Annotated in this window: 15 protein-coding genes; 6 read left to right on the top strand and 9 right to left on the bottom strand. The window is 70.7% G+C overall.

What is annotated here, in order from left to right:
* Window positions 1-431 precede the first annotated feature (431 nt).
* Window positions 432-1,169: a hypothetical protein gene (locus tag ElP_RS03280; protein ID WP_145267210.1), complete on the bottom strand. Its 738-nt coding sequence runs from the start codon at window positions 1,167-1,169 to the stop codon at window positions 432-434.
* Window positions 1,170-1,466: 297 nt separating this feature from the next.
* On the opposite strand from ElP_RS03280, the gene ElP_RS37580 reads away from it, so the two are divergent.
* Both ElP_RS37580 and ElP_RS03270 read left to right on the top strand, forming a co-directional pair.
* On the top strand, window positions 1,467-1,955 hold the full coding sequence (locus ElP_RS37580) for a nucleoside 2-deoxyribosyltransferase (RefSeq protein ID WP_197446680.1): 489 nt from the start codon (window positions 1,467-1,469) through the stop codon (window positions 1,953-1,955).
* A gap of 948 nt (window positions 1,956-2,903) precedes the next feature.
* The gene (locus ElP_RS03270; RefSeq protein ID WP_145267206.1) at window positions 2,904-3,974 is read left to right on the top strand and encodes a DUF1559 domain-containing protein; all 1,071 of its coding nucleotides are present in this window, start codon (window positions 2,904-2,906) and stop codon (window positions 3,972-3,974) included.
* Between the two features lie 50 nt (window positions 3,975-4,024).
* On the opposite strand, the gene ElP_RS03265 is transcribed toward ElP_RS03270, so the two are convergent.
* On the bottom strand, window positions 4,025-4,885 hold the full coding sequence (locus ElP_RS03265) for a sulfotransferase domain-containing protein (protein WP_145267204.1): 861 nt from the start codon (window positions 4,883-4,885) through the stop codon (window positions 4,025-4,027).
* 236 nt (window positions 4,886-5,121) lie between these two features.
* Between ElP_RS03265 and ElP_RS03260 the strand changes: the two genes are divergently transcribed.
* Both ElP_RS03260 and ElP_RS03255 read left to right on the top strand, forming a co-directional pair.
* Window positions 5,122-5,814 (top strand): peroxiredoxin family protein, encoded by a 693-nt coding sequence (locus ElP_RS03260; protein WP_145267202.1) that lies wholly within the window; start codon window positions 5,122-5,124, stop codon window positions 5,812-5,814.
* A gap of 109 nt (window positions 5,815-5,923) precedes the next feature.
* Complete coding sequence (locus ElP_RS03255) at window positions 5,924-6,349, top strand: hypothetical protein (RefSeq protein WP_145267200.1); 426 nt, start codon at window positions 5,924-5,926, stop codon at window positions 6,347-6,349.
* Between the two features lie 276 nt (window positions 6,350-6,625).
* Here the strand turns inward: ElP_RS03255 and ElP_RS03250 are convergent, their stop codons facing one another.
* Entirely contained in the window at window positions 6,626-7,060 is a 435-nt protein-coding gene (locus ElP_RS03250) for a hypothetical protein (RefSeq protein WP_145267198.1), read from the bottom strand.
* A gap of 393 nt (window positions 7,061-7,453) precedes the next feature.
* On the opposite strand from ElP_RS03250, the gene ElP_RS03245 reads away from it, so the two are divergent.
* On the top strand, window positions 7,454-8,263 hold the full coding sequence (locus ElP_RS03245; protein WP_145267196.1) for a hypothetical protein: 810 nt from the start codon (window positions 7,454-7,456) through the stop codon (window positions 8,261-8,263).
* 10 nt (window positions 8,264-8,273) lie between these two features.
* On the opposite strand, the gene ElP_RS03240 is transcribed toward ElP_RS03245, so the two are convergent.
* From ElP_RS03240 to ElP_RS03230, 3 genes are read right to left on the bottom strand one after another with little or no spacing between them, the layout of a single operon-like run.
* Window positions 8,274-9,851 (bottom strand): sugar ABC transporter ATP-binding protein, encoded by a 1,578-nt coding sequence (locus ElP_RS03240; RefSeq protein ID WP_231749449.1) that lies wholly within the window; start codon window positions 9,849-9,851, stop codon window positions 8,274-8,276.
* Window positions 9,848-10,354, bottom strand: a complete 507-nt coding sequence (locus tag ElP_RS03235; protein ID WP_145267194.1) for a GNAT family N-acetyltransferase — start codon at window positions 10,352-10,354, stop codon at window positions 9,848-9,850. Before ElP_RS03235 ends, ElP_RS03240 begins: the two co-directional genes overlap by 4 nt.
* 35 nt (window positions 10,355-10,389) lie before the next feature.
* Window positions 10,390-12,027 (bottom strand): alpha/beta hydrolase-fold protein, encoded by a 1,638-nt coding sequence (locus ElP_RS03230; protein WP_145267192.1) that lies wholly within the window; start codon window positions 12,025-12,027, stop codon window positions 10,390-10,392.
* 200 nt (window positions 12,028-12,227) lie between these two features.
* On the opposite strand from ElP_RS03230, the gene ElP_RS03225 reads away from it, so the two are divergent.
* Window positions 12,228-13,448, top strand: coding sequence for a lysophospholipid acyltransferase family protein (locus ElP_RS03225; RefSeq protein WP_145267190.1), 1,221 nt, complete (start codon window positions 12,228-12,230; stop codon window positions 13,446-13,448).
* Window positions 13,449-13,458: 10 nt separating this feature from the next.
* Here ElP_RS03225 and ElP_RS03220 read toward each other — a convergent pair whose 3' ends face one another.
* The 3 genes from ElP_RS03220 to ElP_RS03210 form a co-directional block, all read right to left on the bottom strand.
* The gene (locus ElP_RS03220; protein WP_231749447.1) at window positions 13,459-15,420 is read right to left on the bottom strand and encodes a SulP family inorganic anion transporter; all 1,962 of its coding nucleotides are present in this window, start codon (window positions 15,418-15,420) and stop codon (window positions 13,459-13,461) included.
* A gap of 675 nt (window positions 15,421-16,095) precedes the next feature.
* The gene (locus tag ElP_RS03215) at window positions 16,096-16,923 is read right to left on the bottom strand and encodes an NAD-dependent epimerase/dehydratase family protein (RefSeq protein ID WP_145267188.1); all 828 of its coding nucleotides are present in this window, start codon (window positions 16,921-16,923) and stop codon (window positions 16,096-16,098) included.
* Between the two features lie 69 nt (window positions 16,924-16,992).
* Complete coding sequence (locus tag ElP_RS03210) at window positions 16,993-18,123, bottom strand: glycoside hydrolase family 88 protein (protein WP_145267186.1); 1,131 nt, start codon at window positions 18,121-18,123, stop codon at window positions 16,993-16,995.
* Between the last annotated feature and the right edge of the window lie 180 nt (window positions 18,124-18,303).

Below are 18,303 nucleotides of genomic sequence, written 5' to 3'. Positions count from 1 at the left end.
TGGTTCGGAATCGAGCGAGGCGATCTGGTCCGCGCCGTCCTGTGCGGGGCCGTCGCCGGCTGCCGACGGAGTCGCCCGGGTCGAGTCGGCGGGCCGACCCCGCCGCGGTCCACGCGAGGGGGACGGCCGGATTCGCCGACACCTCCGGGCTCTCGACCCATTGAATCGGACCGATCCGGGGGATGGCTGAATCGATACCGGGGCAGGCCATGGGGGGGTCGTTCCGGTCGCGCCGGTCGGGAAATCCCGGGCGCTCACGGCGGGGGAGGGATGGCGAGCAGGTCTCGGATTCGGGGGGACCGGGACCGGCCGACGCCCACGCCGGGCCCCCGCCGCAGGGGCGAAATGACGAACCCCCGGCCGGGGGATCGGTTGCCGATCCTCCGACGCGGGGGCGCGATTCCGCCGATCAGGCCAGGCCTGGCGGGCGATCAGTGGCCCGGGATGGCCCGGGATGGCATCTGGTTCATGGTCGGGCTGTACATCCCGGCCCGGGAGGCCCGGCGCATCGCCTTCATGGTCCGTCGTTCTTCGAGCCAGTTGGTGACGCTCGCCACGCCGAGCATCTTGCTCAGGGCCCCGGGGCGGCTGGGGACCTCGCTCTCCCCGAGCTTGTACTGGTGCCAGGCCTGGATGGCCGGGTCGGGCTGCCAGCCGGTCGGTGCCGGGGCGGCGCCATGCATCGCGGGGCCGGCCATCCCGGCGGGGGAGCCAGGGGGGGTGACGAAGCTGGTGCGCATCTCGCCGATGGGCATGGGTTCGCCCTCGGCCGCGATCGGGCCGTAGGCCATGCCGGGGACGGGGGCGTAGCCGGGTGCGGGGGCGTAGCCGGGGCCGACCACCGCGACGCCGGCCTCGGCGTCGTGGGAGCCGTACCAGGGAGAGGCCGGGGGCAGCGCGCCGGGATTGTCGGTGTACGCCGCGACCGGCCCCGGGGTGGGTCGGCCGGGATGCTGGACGTGGTGCCCGGCCGGTACGATCACGCGGTCGCCGCCCATCATCCGGGCCAGAGGTCCCCGCCGTTCCTCGACGATCGGGGTCGATCGGCTGTCGGGATTGCAGTAGGCGCAATCCTGGGAGGTATGCGCGTGTGACTGGGATTGGGCCGTCGCCGGGGCGGCCAGGGCCAGGCCGATCAGGGCCGGGGCGAATCGCTCGAGGCGGGGCATCGGGTCCACTCCTCCGGGACAGGATCCATGTCCTCGCGGGCCCGAGTCCGGGAGTCGGCTGACTCCTCCCGGTTCGGGGCGGGGCACCCTCCTGAGGCCCCTCGGTCGACCCGGTCCGTTCGTTCGGGCGTTGCCGAACGAGCCCGGTCGATCGCCGCGACTCGACCATTCAGATCGGCCTCCCGCCGGCGGATCCTTAGCCTTTCGCGTAGAATCGACCCAATCGGCACGACCCGGGCGGGCGGTTCGTCGCCGGGTCCCTCGAGACCGCGCCCGACCGCCGGAGGCACAACGCCCGTGCGCATCTACCTCGCCGGCCCCCTGTTCACCCAGGCCGAACGCTCCTGGAACGCGACGATCGCCCGCGCGCTGGCCGACGGCGGGCACGACGTGTTCCTGCCCCAGTCCGAGATCCAGCATCTCGACGAACTCCGGGCCGAGCCGGTCTTCCGGCTTGACGTCGACGGGGTCCGTTCGGCCGACCTGCTCGTCGCCGTGCTCGACGGGGCCGACCCGGATAGCGGCACCAGCTTCGAATGCGGCCTGGCGTTCGCCCTCGGCATCCCGATCCTCGCGGTCCGGACCGACTTCCGCGCCGGCGGCGACGACCTGACCGGCCAACGGATCCCGTCGATCAACCTGATGCTCTCGCAGGCCGCATCGGCGGTCGTCCACCGGCCCTCCCCCCCGACGACGGCCGAGCGGGTCGCCCGGGACATCCTCGACGCGATCGAAAACCTCGGCCCCCCCCCTGCCCCGGTCCGGAGGGTCATGTCAGGGCCTTGACGCGTGCCCGACCCCTCCCCACAATCGCGGGGACTATTATGGGATCGCTGCAAACCGACCAGGCCCACCATCCATGAGGACGCGGCGCGACCCGAAGCCCGGCCGGACGCCGAACCGTCCCGCGATCGCGGGGCTGGTCGCCGTCGTGCTGTTGGCGTCGGTCGGGCCGATTCCAGCGAGCCGGGCGGGCGAGCCTCGGTCGCCGAGCCGGGGTCAGTCCTGCTGCTGCGGGAACGCCTGTCGGACCAACTGCTGCTGCCCTCCCAAAGCCCCGAGCCGGGGTCGACCTCCCCAATCGCCGGACTCATCGGCGATCGTCCCGGGGGTGTCGATCGCGCTCGACCGGTCCCCTTGCGTCGGCCCGATGCCCTGCGGGGCACCCTCCGACTCGCCGACCTCGCCGACTTCCCAGCGGGATCGACCGGCGGCGATGCTGACCCTCCTCGCCCCCGAGTTCGACCCCGTCTCGCTCCCCGCCCCCCGGTCGTCCGACCGATTCGAGCCCGCCTTGCCGGGCGATCCCCCCGAGGACCCTCCGAGATCCTCGACCCTCGGCGCTCGCGCCTGATCCTCCGCGCGAGTCCGTCCTGAAGTTCGGGATGCCGATCGCCCCGGGGCCCGTCCGCCGGAGGCCTCCGGCCGTCCGGTCAACCACTGGCACTCGGCCCTTCCCCCGGTTCGTGCACCGCGGGGACGGACCGGGTCCGGGACCGGTCCGGCCCGGCCCGGCCTCCAGGTCGCCCCCCCGGGGCCGTGCTCGTCGAGCCGCCTCGAAATTGCCCGGCCCACTTCGCGAATGCGACGGTCGGCCGGCTTATGTTCCTCGTTGGTACCCGATCCACGGCCGGATCGGGGGACGGGGAGGCCGCCTCGACTGCGCCCCGGCATCGCTCCGAGATCCTCGCTGATCCTCCCTCGAATCGCCCTCCCACCTCCCGGAGCTCCCCGATGCGACGTCCCCGCCCGAGACGAGCCTTCACGCTGATCGAGCTGCTGGTGGTGATCGCCATCATCGGCGTGCTGATCGCCCTGCTGCTGCCCGCCGTCCAATCCGCCCGCGAGGCGGCACGGCGGGCCGAATGCACGAACAACCTGAAGCAAATCGGGTTGGCGATGCACAACTACCACTCGTCCTTGAACTGCTTCCCGGTCGGCTTCCTCTACCCCGACCCGGCCAGGGTCTATCCGGGAGTCCCGCTCCTCCACTACCGCTGGTCGGTCCTGGCCCAGCTCTCGCCCTACCTGGAACAGGCGTCCGTCTTCAACGCCCTGAACATGGACTGGCCCACCGCACCCGGGCCGGCGGCGGTCCTCGGCACACCGCCGTGGACAATCTTCCCGGTCAACACGTCCATCCTGGCCACGAAGGTGAAGTTCTTCCTCTGCCCCAGCGACGGGGCCGGGCCCTCGACGACCCTGCCGGGCGGCGTCACCTCGGGCCCGTCGAACTACCACTTCAGCACCGGCGACGGCTCGCCCAATAGTGCGAACCCCGGCGACGCGGGCCAGAAGGTCCCGGCCAACGGGGCCTTCGTCCTCGGTCGTCCCCAGACGGCCGCGACCATTCGCGATGGCCTGAGTGGCACGGTTGCCGCCTCCGAACAGCTCATCGGCCCCGGCGGCTCGACCCCGCCGAGTGACACGCGGCTCGCCGCCGCCATCGGCTCGACCCCGCTGCCGAACGCCATCCCGGGGACCGCGGGGTATGACCCCTCAGGCCCGTGCGGTCGTCCCACCACCTGGCGGCTCGACCTGGGATTCGGCTGGTGGGACGGCGACTATCGCACGAACTTGTACAACCACTACCTGACCCCCAACTCCAAGCTCCACGACTGCTGGCAGGCCAGTCCGCCGCACAACCCGGCGATCAAGGCGGCCCGGAGCTTCCACCCCGGCGGCGTCAATGCCCTGTTCGCCGACGGGCACGTCGCCTTCGTCAAGGACACGATCGACCCGGTCGCCTGGCGGGCCGTCTCGACCCGGGCCGGTGGGGAGGTCGTCTCGGCCGACGCGCTCTGATTGGCGCCCTGCCCCGGATCACTCGGGCGACGGATCGCCGGGGCCGGGGATCAGCCGATCCGTCCGAGGTCCCAGTAGTCGGCGGGCTTGCCGCAGTGCTCCAGGAGTGGGACGACCTCGTCCCGGAGTCGGTCGACGACCCAGGCCCTGGTCGGCTCGTCGTAACGAGGGGGGGGGATCGGGGCCCCCAGGACCTTGAAGATTCGGCCCTTGATCGCCGGGGGGATGCGACCGGTGACCGACTCCCCCAGCATCCTCCGACTGGTCGAGCGCAGGGCGGACATGATCGGGGTGGAACGCCGGAGTTCCTCCTTGACGTTGGCGGGCCGCTCGAGGTCGGGGATCTCGGCGTCCGGGTCGATGCCCAGGAAGGAGCAACAGCGGCGGAGCGTCCCGGCGGAGTCGGCCTTCATGTCCTCCTGGAAGAGGACCAGGATCCGGTCGTCCGGGAAGAATCGACGGTAGCGTTGCAGTTGGCTCCAGTATCGGCTGGAGCTGATCAGGTAGGGCTGCGACCGCACCGCCTCTAGGAATGGCTTCTGCTCATGGCCGGTGTTCATGAGCGACTCCATCCAGTGCGACTTGATCCGCTCCAGTGGGTTGCGGACCGCGTAGATGATCCGGGCATCCGGGACCAGATCGGCGATCCGTCGGGCGGGCCGGTCGTCATCCCACTCGGCGTACGTGGGCGAGCTTTCGCCGATGGCCTTCGCGGCTCGGGCGTCCTTGAACAGGGAGGAGTACCAGTCGAGTCCCCGTTCGAAGTTCATCGTGAAGTAGTGCGGCTCCTTGGGGACGGTGACCGCGAACGCCTGCGGGTGCTCGTTGAGGCGGGAGGCGAGATAGGTGGTGCCGCACTTCGCCGCACCGATGATGATGAAGTTCGGGAGGGGGCTCGGCGGGCTGCTCATGGGGGCTTCGGCTCTCGGGATCTCGGGAGGACGGCGTGCCTCCGACTCATCGGCGACGACGTCAGGGCCGGGCGTCCCTTCCCGATCCGACGGTTGGGAGATCGGAGACCCGACGAGGTCGTTCCTCGGCCGGGGAGGGCCGACCCGAGACGCCGCCCCTATAATAGTCCATCGTCGGCCGGGCCCGCGACTCGATCGGGCCGACCGGTACGATTCTCAGCAGATCGGGGGCGCGGATGTCGACGAGGGACCAGGTCATCGCGATCGGCACGCTGGCGATCGGTTTCGGGACGGGCTTCGCCTGGTGGCGGTCCGTGGCCGGCGACCCGAAACCCAGGGGGCCGATGGTCGTGTCCGGAGTCCTGGCCGACGAGGAGCACCTCGTCACCCCCGAGATGACGCGGGCCAGCGAGCAGATGGCCCGCCGCCCCGCACCGGGCTTCCGGGCGGTCGACCAGGACGGGAACCGGGTCGTTTCGTCCTCGATGTTCGGCGAACGGCCCGTGGTCCTCGTCTTCATCAAGGACGGCTGCCCCTGCTCCACCTCGGCCGAGCCGTTCTATGCCCGATTGCACGACGCCTATGGCGATCGGGCCGCGTTCCTCGGCGTGATCGACGGCGACCGATCCGTCGCCTCCCGATGGGTCGGCGACCACGGCACCCCATATCCCGTGCTGGCGGATCCCTCCCTCGAACTCGCCCGGGACTTCGAGGCGAGGAACTCGGCCTACGTCGCCCTGATCGATCGGGACGGCGAGATCGTTTCCCTCTGGCCGGGGTACTCGGAGGGGATCCTGGACGAGATCGCCGCGCGGCTCTCGGAGCTGACCGGCCTCCCCCGGGCCGACGTCGGCGCATCCGAGGCGCCCGAACTGCCCTACTCCGGCTGTCCCTTCCCCGTCGGGACGGGGGGGGGACCGACCGGTTGAGCCGACTGGCTGGCCCCTGCTCCGACCCCGATCGGTCCGCAGTCCGTCCCACCAGGTCCCCGGTCGCGTCGATGCGGGGCGCCAAACCTCGAACCCCGAGGAACCGGCCATGAGGCGACCGAGCAACGCGATGACCCTGGCCTGCCTGGCCGGGGCGGTGATCCTGTCGTCCCCGGTCGCCGGACGGAAGGCGGACGACCCGCCGCCCCCGCCGATCAAGGAGATCATGGGGAAGCTCAACAACGGCCCCCAGGCCCTCACCTCGGCGATCGGGCGCAACCTCGACAAGGCCGAGCCGAACTGGGGGACGCTGGTCGAGCAGTGCGAGATCTACGTCGAGAACGTCGAGCACCTGGGCAAGAACACCCCCCCCCGGGGAGAGCCCGCGTCCTGGAAGCGGCTCACCGAAGCATACCTCGATTGCGCGAAGACCCTGGCCAAGGCCGTCGAGGCCAGGGATCGCAAGGCGGCCCTCGCGGCCCATCAAAAGATCCAACAGGCGTGTGCCCGCTGTCACGTCAGTCACAAACCGTGATTGACGGGTAGGGGATGGCGGGACCCAACCCGCCCTCGCCCGATCCACCGCCCGATGGACCTCCTCACCGGCGGCGAGCCGCCCGGCGACTTCGCCCGAGGGCCACGCCCGTCGCCCGCCGGCCCCCGGGGGTATCGGCCCTCAGGCCCGGATGCACACTCGGCCCCGGGCCGAGGGCCAAGTCGGGCGGAGTCGCCGCCGGGGATCACGACGACGAGGCCCGGATCGTCGGGGCGATCCGGGCCTCGTCCGCGTCGTTTCGTCCTCGGTCCGGGCTCAGAAGCCGGGCGGGGGAACCATTTCCGGCTGCATCATGCGGTCGGCCGGCTCGGCGTTGATGGGCGGCTGAGCCTGGGCGGGATTGAGGTTCATCCCGCCGCCGGGCATCTGCTCCATCATGCCCCGGCCGGGCACGGTATTGATCAGGCCCCCGGCCGGGGCCAGGCCCGCGGCGGGCGGGGTTCCGTACGGCTCGATCCCCTGGGCCTGCATCTGGGCCCGTTGGGTGGCGGCCAGCGTGTTGGCCATCGGGAAGTGCGGGCCTTCGGCGAAGTACTGGACGTCGTCGAAGAGGTACTTGCCCGTGGGCAAGGTCATGCCGGCATATTCGACCTGGCACCCGACGGCGCCGAACAGGCCGAAGGCGGCGATCCCGGCCCAGACCACCCGACGACCGGCGCGGATCGGGCCTCCCATGCGGGACGTCGACATCGGTTCGACCCTCCTTGGTCTAGCGGCGGTCGACTCCGGACCGCCCGCGAGGCTGTCATCCTGCTCGCCGATCCCGACCGGCCCTTCGGGCCGGAACCAATCCACCCGACTCGGGCCGGGCTTCCTGTCGGGAGTCGGGACCGATTACACACCTGGTAATCGGCCGATCGGGCACGCGATCCGCAACGAAATCAAGGCCGAGATTCATCGCCGGTCCCTCCCGGTGATGTCCTGCCGGCCTTGACATCTCACCTGGTTTCCTCTATCGGCCTCCGGCCCCTGCCGCTTGACTCCCGAGGGGCATTCGGGGCCGAGTCGTGGTCAATCCGCGATCGATGCCCTACAATGGCGTGTTAATCACCTTCCGATCCGTCCCCTTCGAGGATCGCGACCATGCACTTAAGCAAACTCCTCCCCCGGGGGATGATCGCCCCCCTGACCGCGGCGATCCTGATCCTGGCGGTGCCCGACACCGGCTCCGCCCAGCTCGGCGCCGCGGGGCCCTACGGGGCGATGGGGAATTACGGATACTTCGGCGGCGCGGGCCCTTACGGCTGGGGGCCGTATTCGTTCGGCTGGGGCGGCTTCACCACCGCCGGGACCGGCCCGGCCATGCCTCCCGCGGGGGCGGCCCCCGACCCTCGCTACCAGATCCTCACCGCCCGGATGGCCCGACCGAACACCACCAACGACCTGCTCCAACGCCAGCAGATGGCCGCCTCCTACCGCGAGCGTCAGCGCCAGGCCCTGAGCATGCAAGCCAGGTACGACGTCAGCACCGGGCGTCCCCGGATGGTCCCCTCACGGCTCTCCCCCGAGGAGTTGCCCCTGGCGGAGCGGATCAAGGCCCTCTTCGAGGAAGACGGCACGCTCTCCTGGCCCGCCGGCCTCGACTCGGCGACCCCCGCCGCACGGACCCAGGTGGAGCAGGCGGCGACGATCGCGCTGGAGGAGTACCAGCTCCAGGGCCACGCCGAGGTCGCCGACGTCACCTTCGCTCGTCAGCGCCTCTCCGAGTTCGCCGGCCCGGTCCTCTCCCGGGTGGCCGCGACCGACGACCCGCTCTCCTACCAGGCGGCGGTCGACTTCCTGCAACGGCTCGACGCCACGCTGATCGACCTGGCCGATCCGCCCGTCCCCGGGACCGAGCCCGAGTCGGGGGACGAGCCGACCCCCGCCGGGGGACCCGACGCCCCCCGCTGATTCGACCCCCTCAGGAGGCCGCCGCCCGGTCGAGGAACCTCGTGGCGGCGTGCATGATGCGCTCCTCGGTCGCCTCCGAGCGGGGGAGCTCGGCGGTCAGGCGGCCCTCGCAGAGGACGAGGATCCGGGTGCTGACGGCGAGCAGCTCCGGCAGCTCGCTGGAGGTCATCAGGATCGCCATCCCCCGCTCGACCAGCCGGTGGATGAGGGCGTAGATCTCGGCCTTGGCGCCCACGTCGATCCCCCGGGTCGGCTCGTCGAGCAGCAGCAGCCTGGGCTCGGTCAAGAGCCATCGGGCGATGATGCACTTCTGCTGATTGCCCCCGGAGAGGCTGACCACCGGCGCGGAGCCGGACCGGGTCTTGATCCTCAGGGTCTCGATCGACTCCCGGATCGCCCTCCGCTCCTCGGCCGGGTTGACCACGCCCAGCGTCGCCATCGCGTCGAGCCGGGCGAGGCTGATGTTCTCCGCCACCGTCATCTGGTCGAACAGGCCGAGGGTCTTGCGGTCCTCGGTCACCAGGGCGACCCCGGCCTCGATGGCGTCCGAGGGGCCTTCGAAGCGGACCTGCCGGCCGTCGAGGCGGATCGTGCCGCCCGGGGGCTCGGCGGAGGCGCCGAAGAGGCACTCGAGCAGTTCGGTCCGCCCGGCACCGAGCAGCCCGGCAATCCCCACCACCTCCCCCGGCCTCACGGCGAAGCGGAGGTCCCTCAGGCTCGGTCGGCCGCTGCCGGGCGGGCTCGGGAGCGACAGCCCCTCGACCTCCAGGAGCGGGGGCCCCTGGGCCTCGCTCGCCTCCACGTCGAAGGTCGCAATCTCCCGGCCGACCATCCAGCGGACGACCTGCCCCGGCTCGATCTCCCGACGGGGGGCCGAGGCCACGAACCGGCCGTCCCGGAGCACCGTGACCCGGTCGGCGAGGGTGAAGACCTCGTTCATCTTGTGGGAGATGTAGAGCACCATCGTCCCCGACGCCTTCAGGTCGCCGATGACCCGGAACAGCCGGGCGACCTCCGCGTCGGAGAGGGCCGAGGTCGGCTCGTCCATGATGACCACGGCCGCGTCGAAGGCCAGGGCCTTGGCGATCTCGACGAGCTGCTGGTCGCCGATCCTCAGGTCGGCCACCCGGGCCCGGACCGGGATCGGCGTGCCGAGCCGCTCGAACAGGGCGGCGGCCAGGCGCTCCATCTCCCGGTCGTCCAGCAGGCCCAGCCGGTTGGTCCGCTCCCGGCCGAGGAAGATGTTCGCGGCGACGGAGAGTTCGGGGACGAGGTTCAATTCCTGGTAGATGATCCGGATCCCGGCATCCTCGGCGTCGCGCGGCCCGTCGAATCGGACCGGCTTCCCGTCGAACAGGATGCGGCCCTCGTACTCGGCAATGGCGCCGGCCAGGATCTTCATCAACGTGCTCTTGCCCGCGCCGTTCTCGCCGCAGATCGCGTGGACCTCCCCGGCGTACGACTTGACCGTCACCCCCTCCAGTGCATGGACGCCGCCGAAGTGCTTGGCAATCTGCTCCATCCAGAGCCGGGGGACGGTCCCCTCCGGCCCTCCCAGGATCAGGGTGTCGATGTCGTCGGTGTTCATCTCGGCGCCTGCTCCCCGTCCTCGACCGATAGCGACATGGCGAAGTGGATCTGACGGGCGACCTCCCGGAAGCCGACCGACGGGTAGAGGTGCCGGCCGACCGGGTTCTGCTCCAGCGTCTCGATCCGGGCGACGGCCATCCCCAGTTCCGTGAATCGCGCGATCGCATGTTCGAGCAGCAGGCGGCCGATCCCCTGCCCCCGCCGATCGGCCGAAACGGCCAGGTTCGGGATCTGCCCCACCAGCGCCTCCCGATCGCACCGCATCGACACATAGCCGACCACCGTCCCGTCCTCCTCGACCGCCACGGCGATCTCCCCGCCGGGGGCGTCGAGGTCGTCGTCGACGTGCCTCCCCTTGCGGATCCTCCAGTCCTGGGCGGCGATCGGGCCGAGCACGCGGTCGATGTTATGGTCGATCGACACCCCCTCGAACGCGGCGATGGTCATCTCGCGGAGGATGGGGCGGTCGGATTCGAGGAAGGGGCGGATGGTGGTCGTCATGGCGGGCTCGGGTCCGGTCGCCGACCTCGATCGATTCAGGATGCTCCCGAGGCGACCGCCCCGGCCATCTGTCGCATCATCTCGGCCTCGGTGATGCCGGACCAGCAGTGGCCCTCGCCGTCGCCATAGGCGATGGTCCCCTCGAAGGGCGGGTCGGCGGCCCGGAGGAAGGCGTCGAGGCGGTGGACGGCGTCTTCGAGGAAGAAGTTGTCCGCCTCGCCGACCCAGATGTGCAGCTTGCCCCGGAGCTTCGGGCCGAGGGTCGCCCAGTCCGCTTCCAGGATCCGGCGGAGGTCGTAGCGGGCCCAGTGGTCGAGGACGGACCGGTCGATCGCGCCGGTGTCGGGATCCCAGAGTGGAACCGGCCGACCGTCGGCCCCCTTCGGGCCGTAGGTGGCGTTCCAGGAGCCCCACTGGCCGCCGGACATCGTCCAGGAATCACCGAGGCCCAATGCGTTCTCGAGCTGGCACTCCTCTCGCATCGCGTAGACGGGCGTGCCATCCTCGCGCCGGAAAGCGGTGCGGGGGGTGCCGTCGGGGGAGGTGTAGGCGTTGGGGTCCTCGTAAATGTTCACGAGCTGGAACGAACGGAAGTCGACGCTGTCGGGGCAGCTCGACCAGCAGCCATTGAAGAAATCCGGGTAGAAGACCTGGAGCGCGATCGACACCCAGCCCCCGGTCGAACCGCCGTCGAGCACCCGGGCATGCCCCTCGCCGATCCCCCGGAAGGCCTCCTCGACGTAGGGGATCAATTCCCGGGTGATCGCGTCTCCATACGGACCGTGATTGGCCGAGTTCACCTGGTACGGGTCGCCAAGCGGCCCGGCGCCGTCGAGGAAGAGCATCAGGAACCGGGGCGTGTCGTCGGCCAGCCACATCTGCCGGAATGAGGACCCTTCGGCCATCCGACGACGGGCGGCCGTGTACCGGGACCCGAACCCGCCGATGTGGACCCGGAGCGGGTAGCGGCGATCGGCCTCCCGATCGAAGTCGCGGGGCAGGACGACGGCGGCCCTCAGGGAGATCGGCCGGCCGTGGAACTCGCTCAGCAGCTTCGAGGGGAACTTCACGTAGCGGACGAGGTCCGTGTCGCCCGGCAATTGCTCTGGAGGCTCGATCCGGGAGAGTTCGAGCCCGATCGATCCGTCGGCCTCCGGGTCGAGGCGGACGGGGACCGGTTCGCTGGAGAGGTTGCCGGGGGCGTCGATCAGCAGCAAGTCGGGGTTCCGCATCAGCACCGCCTGGACGAAGTAATCGCCGGGCGGCAGGCGGTCGAGCCCCGAGGCGGGGAAGCCCTCGGCCGAGGCGTCGACCGCCACGACCTGCCCCGGGGCGATCCCCATCGCGTCGACCCCGAGCACGGCGGGAGAACCCGGCAGCGGCAGGCCGATCGCGTCCCTCGGCTCGGGCCGGGAACGTCGGGAGAGGATCACGAGGAGCCGCCCGTCGGTCGGCTCGTCGACCAGGCCTTCGGCCACGGTCACATCGAACCGGCGTGACAGGGCTGGTACGGCCGAGTGGGCGTCCACCGGCATCGAGGCGGAGGTCGTCGAGGGGATCGGTTCCAAGGGCTCGGCTCGGGGGGTCGGGGGCTCGGCGGGGCCGAAGGCCCGGGCCAGGACCGGGAGGGCGAGCAGGACGAAGGGGGGCGCGAGCCTCGGGATCGCTCTCATCGAATGTCTTCCCTCCGGGGACGGCTCGGGGCGAACCGTTGCCGTATCCTACGCCCTCGGCCGGGTCGGCGGAAGGGAGCGGTCGAGGGGCGGATGGCACATCGGGGATGCCGATTCCCAGAGGAATGCCTGGTAGAATCCCCCTCGACGGCCCGGTCCGATCCGATCCGGAGGGATCGGGTCACTCGGAGGACATCGCCATGCGACGCATGCCCCTGGCCGATGAGTTCCCCTACCGCTTCCGATCGCCGAGCGTCCATCCGCTCTGGGTCCGAGCCGGGGCGGTCGCGTTCCGGCAAATGCTCCGCCGGGGATTGCGGATCGAGGCACGAGACGTCGAGGGCCTCGACCGAATCTCCCCGTTGATCGAGCGGGGCGACGGCGTCCTGATCGCCCCGAACCACTGCGACGACGCCGACGCCGGCATCGTCTTCGAGCTGGGCATGGCCCTCCGCCGCCCCTTCTACTTCATGGCCGCCTACCAGATCTTCAAGGGCAAGGCGGCCTTCGTCTTGCCCCGGGTCGGCTGCTTCCCGGTCGACCGCGAGGGGGCCGACCTCCGAGCATTTAAGACCGCGGTCGAGCTGCTCGGCGGCAGCCCCAACCCGCTGGTCGTCTTCCCCGAGGGGGAGATCTACCACATGGCGGACCGGCTGACCCCGATCCGGGAAGGGGTGGCCGCCATCGCCTCCTCGGCGCTCAGGAAGCGGCGGGCCGCGGGCAGGACCGTGTGGATCGTCCCGGTGGGCCTGAAGTATCGGTTCCTCGACGACCACGACCCCCGGCCCGCGATGGATGCCCAGATGACCACGCTGGAGGCCCATTTCCGACGCCAGCCGAGGCCGGGCAAGCCGCTCGTCGACCGGATCTACGCCTTCGCCGAGGGGGCGGTGGCCTTGAAGGAGGCGGAATACCTCGGCTCGGCCCGATCCGGCCCGCTCCCGGCCCGGCTGGCCGACCTCCGGGAGCACATCGTCGGCGGGATCGAGGACCGACGGCTCGGGAGGAGGAAGTCCGACCCGATGCCGGTCCGCGTGAAGGAGCTGCGACGCGTCTGCCTCGACGTGCTCGCGGACCCCGCGGCGGATCGGGGCCAGGTTGAGCAGGCCCGGCACGACCTGGGCGACCTGTTCGTGGTCGTCCAGCTGTTCAGCTACCCCGGCGATTACGTGCGAGACTGCCCGACCCTGGAGCGGGTCGCCGAGGTCCTCATGAAGCTGGAGCAGGACACGCTGGGCACCCCCTTCCCCCGGCCCCGGGGGCCCCGGCGGGCGGTCGTCCGGGTCGGGGAGCCGATCGACGTCGGCGCGTTCTCCCCGGCCTCCGAGCGCCCCCGGAAGGCCGCCGCGGCCGTCACCGTCGAGCTGGAGTCCCGACTCCAAGGCCTGCTCGACGCGATCGGGCCGGGACGGCCCCTCTGAGGACGACTCGCTAGATCCGGCCCCCGTCGGGCCATCCGGAACGGCCCTTGCTGGCGTCGGGGCGGGCATCCTGGACGAGGCTCCAGCGGGCGAGGTCGTCGATCGGTCTGAGCGTGCAACGCTCGTCCCTCGGGAGGTCGAATTCGCTCAGCACACGTTCCGCCTCTCGACGGCGCTCCGACGGGGGGACGGCCAGATCGGGGCGGGTCTGTTGGGGAAGCAACTCGACGGCCGTCGAGGGTCGGTCCAGCAGGCGATCGACCGGATCCTCCAGCGCCTTCCGGGCCCGGATCCGCATGCACGAAGCGAACTCGGATTGCCGCTGGAGGTCCTCCAGCCCGAGGATCGAGACGTGTCCCCGGCCGCTCCGCTCGTACTCCTCGGCGAAGTCCAGGAGATTCTCGCAGGCGGTGTGGTCGACGAGCGTCACGGCGTCGGTCAGGTGTAGCCGCACCGTGCGTGTTTCCGATGGGATCTTCGCCAGCTCCCGGCCGATCTGGAGGAGATTGAAGCAGACCAGCGGCCCCCCGAAGGCGATCCGATACTCCCCGTCTCGGGCCTCACGGCCGATCACGGGGTTGCGGAACATCGACGCCAGTTGCGACGACGCCGACCGGCCCCAGCCGACCGGCCGGGCACCAGATCCGGTGCGGAGCGAGGCGAGGCTGTACCAGGCATTCAGCAGCAACTTCGCCGCGATCCCGGCGAAGATGCCGACGAGCAGGTCGGTCGAGAGCGTCACCAGCACGGTGATCGTGAACAGCGCAAGCTGCTCCCGGCCGATGGCGGCGATGTGCCGCCAGACGCCCGGCCGACAGAGCTTGTAGCCGGTGTAGATGAGCACCGCCCCCAGCACGCTGAAGGGGATGGCGTTGATCAGGCCCCTGCCGAAGAGGAGGAAGATGAGCAGGAAGCAGGCGTTGTAGAAGTTGGCCCACTGCGTCCGACCGCCCCCCATGATGTTGGCCGTGCTCTTGACGCCGCCGGGGATGATCGTCAGGCCGCCCGCCAGGCTGGAGCAGATGTTCGAGACGCCCATCGCCTGGAGCGTCCGGTCCGGATCGGACTTTCGGCGGAACGGGTCGATCTTGTCGATGGCGGCGATCGTCGCCAGCGACTCGACGCCGTCGATGAGGGTCAGCGTGACGACGATCACCGCCAGGGACGACCACAATGCCCGATCGGCGATCATCTCGCCGAAATCCGGCAGCACCAGGCCGTGCGAGAGCGGGTTGGCGGGGATCGCGATGAGGTATCGGGGTTCCAGGTGCAGGCCAATCCCCACGAGGGTGCCCAGGGCGACGACGATCACCTGCGGCGGCACCAGCCGGAGCCACCGCGACTTCAGGCCGGCCAGCACGAAGATGAGCAACAGACTCGCCATCCCCAGGCCGAAGACGCGCGGATCCATCCGGCCGAGTTGTTCGGGCGTCTCGGCGAGAATATGCCAGAACTCATGCGCCTCGAACGGCTGGCCGACCAGCATCGGGAGCTGCTTGGCGATGATCAGCAGGCCGATCGCCGCCAGCATCCCCTCGACGACCGCCGCCGGGAAAAGGGCGCTGAAGCGGGCGGCCCGGAGCCGAGCCAGCACGAGTTGCACCACCCCGGTCAGGCAGATCGCCACGAGCAGCAGCGGGTATCCCCGCTCCAGGTCGCCCCGGCCCAGCACCGTCATCCCCGCCAGCAGCGCGGGCGCCAGGCCCGCGGCCGGTCCGCTGATGGTCACGTACGAACCGCCCAAAAAGGGCAAGACGAACCCCGCGATGATCGCCGAAATGATCCCCGAGATCGGGGGCGCGCCGGAGGCGACCGCGATCCCCAGGGAGAACGGGAGCGAGATCAGGGACACGAGCAGCCCGGCGGCCAGGTCCTGCCGCCAGTGCTTCAGTCCTGCCAGTCCGTTGCGGGGTTTCTCGGCCGCCCCGGGCAATCCCGGGACGGCCGCCGTGGGGGGCATGATCGTCGACATAACTGGAAGATCCTCGGGGAGCACGCCCGATGCCTCCGATGCGAGGCCGGGCCCGGTCCCGGGCGGGAGGGGGATCTCGGGGGACGCCCGGCCCTCCCGCGGACTCCGCGGGGCCTGCCGAGCACGAGGGTGTCGTCCATCGTCGGACGGAGGGGCTCACCCGATCGGCGAGCTCCGGCCCTGTGCGATCAGCATCGAGGTCGGCAATGGCGGCGGTACCGGGGACATGCCCGTTCGACAGTCCCGGCCGGGAAGGACGGCATGGCCGAGGCATCGGCGAATCGTTCGGCCCACGTCGGCTCGCAACGACCCGGAGCCCAGGAACCCCGCTCCTCCTCCTCCTCGACGATCGGCGGCTCAACCTCGAACATCGCCAGGAGGGGAGCCTGGTCTCCCGAATTCTCCGAATCGATCCGCCCGGGGGGGGCCGGCGGGACGTCATCGCTACCACCCGATCGCCACATCGTCGGGGCGAAGAGGCCGATCAGCAGGGCGACTCGAAGCAGAGCCCAGATCCGGGTCGTCATGGCCCTCGCCCCCTCGATCGGTGAGCGGAGCGGTCGGAGAAGTGATCCATGGGATTATCCGCCTTCGATCACTTCGTCGCAAGTGGGCGATCGGCAGAGATGCCCCGCCACCCCCATCCCCGCCGCTCTCCGAGCGAGGGGGATCGATTCAGGGCGATGCCGGATCCTCGCCGTCATGCGGCTCATAACCGAGGGCCTCGACGGCCCGGTCGATCGGCCACCGCCCCGGGCGGTTGCGCGACATCCCGTTGACGACGAGGAAGCCCTCGTCGACCTCGGCCCACAGGGCACGCTCGACCAGCTGCACCAGGTCTCGGTTCGAGAGCCAGAGGGAACGGGCCCAGTCGTCCGGCAGCGTGGCCGCGAGATTCTCCCCCGGCTGGACCCAGCCGATTCGGAGGGCGACGAACGCCAGCTCGAAGGCGAGCGAGAAGCTCCGGCCGAGCCGCTCCCCCGCGAGCTTCGACGCGCCATAGGGGCCGTCGGGGCGGGGGGCGAGATCCTCCGAGATCGGGCCGTCTCCGTCGTCCCGGTAGCCCCACATTGTGTGCGAGGAGCTGGCGAAGACCACCCGGTCGACGGCCCCCAGGACGGCCGCGTGCAGGACGTTGGCCGTCGCGTCGAGGTTCGGGCCGACGAGGTCCTCCCAGCGGGCGTTCGGGTGGGGGTTGGCCGCGAGGTGGACCACCGCATCGGCGCCGTGGAAGGTGCCCATCCAGAGTTCGTCCTGCTCGGAGAGGTCGGCGGAGAGGACCTCCGGGTCGTCGGGCCCGGCCCGGTGATCGATGAGGATCAGGTCGTATCGCCCGGCCCAGGCGTCTCGCAACTTCCGGCCGAGCCCGCCGCAGGCGCCCGTGAGTAACACCGTCGGCTTGTCGCCGAAGTCGTCCGACTCCGGATCGGGGTTGATCAGCGGCAGGGAGGTGTGGCCGTTGGGGCGGGGGTGACCCTCGGCGGGCTCATGGGAGCAGGGCATGATGGGGCTCCGACCGGCCCGGGGCCGCGGACCTCGCAGGGCCCGAAACCCCCGGGGACGGGGTCCGGGTCAATCGGCGTCGATGAGCGTCAGCGCCTTGCTGACCGCCTCCAGCAGGAAGAATTCGCCCCACATGACCGACTCGTCGACCCCCAGGCCCTTGGCCTTGTGGTAGACGCCGTGCTTCAGGACTCCCTCCCACTGGGGGTCGTTCCAGGAGACGAACTGCTCGGTGCAAAGCGCGTCGAGGATCGTCAGGGCGGCGTCCTGGTATCGGGCGGCCCGGGCGGGGTCGGGGCTCAGGTCGGCCAGCTGCCAGAGGCCCGAGGCGGCGATGGCGGAGGCGGAGGAGTCAGCGATGCGGTCCCCCTCGGGGGCGTCGAAATCCCAGGGGGCGACCAACCCCTCGGGGCATCGCTCGATGAAGTGACCGGCGTTGCGCTCGGCGACGGCCAGGTCCGCCTCGTCCTTCGAGTAGGTATAGGCGGTGCCGAAGCCGTAGAGCGACCAGGCCAGCCCCCGGGTCCAGTCGGAGTCTCCGGAGCGCCCCTGGTGGGTGCTCTCGCGGAGGAACTCGCCGGTGTTGGTGTCGAAGATGCCTTCGTGGGCGGTCCCGCCGTCGGGGCGGACGATCGTCCGCTCGGTCGTCCGGCAGTGGGCCCTGGCGACCCGCAGCAGCTCCTCGTCCCCGGTCTCTCGGGCGGCGTAGAAGATGATCGGGACGTTCATCATGATGTCGATGAACAGGCTCTCCGGCCCGATGAACGAGCAGAGGTACTGGCCCTTCTCCCGGAACCGCTTCGCCAGGGTCTGCCCGGCGGTGATGACGACCTGCTTCTTGTCCTCGTCCCCGGTGACCTCGTACCAGGGGAGGTACGAGTTGAGGAAGATGAAGCCCAGGTCGTGGACATCCCTGTCGTGCTTCTTGTGCTCGATGAGTCGGCAGTAGTGCTCGGCCTTCTCGCGCCACCAGTCGTGGCGGATCCGACGATAGCAGTGCCACATGATGCCGGTGAGGAATCCGGAGCACCAGTCGGTCCAGAGCTCGCCGGAGTGCCGCCAGCGGCCGTCCCGGGTGTAGATCGGGAAGTAGTCGGGGTGGTGGTCGATCAGGGTGCCGAACCGGGAGGAGTAGTGGTCGAAGGTCCGCAGCAGGCGGGGCTTCAGTTCGGCGAGGTCGACGAGGCGGGGCTCGGCCATGCTCGATGCTCTCCGGTGCTCCTGGCGGGGTGAGCCCCGGGAGCGCGGTCGGGTCGGGTCGGGTCGGGATGGATCGGATCGTCCGGAACGGCGAGTCCCGCGCCCGGCCGAGACGCGGGTCGGCGGCGTCATCCCCGACTTCGGTCCGGCCGAGGCGATGCGGCCCGCGCGGCCGGCGGC

Origin of the sequence: Tautonia plasticadhaerens, from assembly GCF_007752535.1 — a bacterium.
GTDB classification, from domain to species: Bacteria; Planctomycetota; Planctomycetia; order Isosphaerales; family Isosphaeraceae; genus Tautonia; species Tautonia plasticadhaerens.
The sequence above is the reverse complement of the archived record's forward strand: the minus strand, read 5'-3'. Positions and strand labels throughout refer to the sequence as shown.